The organism is Chitinophaga sp. GbtcB8, from assembly GCF_019091455.1.
In the GTDB taxonomy this organism is placed as follows: domain Bacteria; phylum Bacteroidota; class Bacteroidia; order Chitinophagales; family Chitinophagaceae; genus Chitinophaga.
Genome location: NZ_JAGXJN010000317.1, coordinates 1 through 245 on the forward strand (window position 1 = coordinate 1; position 245 = coordinate 245).

Annotated in this window: 1 pseudogene; it reads left to right on the forward strand. The window is 62.9% G+C overall.

What is annotated here, in order from left to right:
• Positions 1-245: pseudogene (locus tag KVT36_RS31975) on the forward strand (hypothetical protein); the annotation flags it as partial.

The following is a 245-nucleotide window of genomic DNA, read 5'->3' on the forward strand; positions in this document are numbered from 1 at the left end:
CAGACCGCCCTGGAGAAGGAGCTGCGTTCGCTGTTGGATCTCGATGTGGTCCACGATGTGAGAGGCGCCGGGTACTTGTGGGCCATCGAGCTTGTTTCGGCGTCAGCGGACGCCCCGCACGGGAAGCGCATCTGGGGTCCGCTCGACCTTGAGAAGAGATTGCATCAGTTGGGCGTGCTCACTCGGGTAGCGTTCGACGACGACATCGCGATTATCAACGTTGCCCCGCCGCTCGTGGCGGAGCA